Below are 502 nucleotides of genomic sequence, written 5' to 3'. Positions count from 1 at the left end.
AGAAAACGCTTACTTTTCTTCCTTTTTTAGTTGCAAAAATATCTACTACAATTTGAACGTCAAATGTTTTACAATTAAAGTATCAAGAAGGAGGGGAGAAATGAAAGAAAGAACGGCCGCCATATTAAATAAAATTATTATCTCCGAACTTCCTGTGAGTGTTGAAAGATTGAGTGAAGAGTATGATGTGAGTTTTCGCACCATTCGTAATGATATAGGTGAAATCAATGAATACTTGCAAGAACACCAGCTTCCATTTGTCCAACAGAAACGCTCTCAAGGATATTTCATCGAGTTGACAGAGGAAGAAATCTATACCATAAAACAGCTCGCGTTTGAAGTTTCTCTCGACGAATATCTGACAAGAGAAGAAAGGATTTTGGATATTATCCTCGATATCGGTTTAGGAAATCAACCAGTGTTTCTCACGCAAAAGGAAAGAAAATACCATGTTTCCAAATCTTCTATTGATGAGGATATGAGACAGATTCGTCAGAAATTG

Annotated in this window: 1 protein-coding gene; it reads left to right on the top strand. The window is 35.7% G+C overall.

All coding sequences use genetic code 11. The annotated features are described in order from the left end of the window. Positions 1–100 precede the first annotated feature (100 nt). The coding region (locus ACFX59_RS18440) for an HTH domain-containing protein (RefSeq protein ID WP_387434541.1) at positions 101–502 on the top strand (402 nt) is incomplete at its 3' end.

Origin of the sequence: Sphingomonas sp. NCPPB 2930, assembly GCF_042867205.1 — a bacterium.
In the GTDB taxonomy this organism is placed as follows: domain Bacteria; phylum Pseudomonadota; class Alphaproteobacteria; order Sphingomonadales; family Sphingomonadaceae; genus Sphingomonas.
Note: the sequence above shows the minus strand (reverse complement) of the source record. Positions and strands in the feature narration are given on the sequence as shown.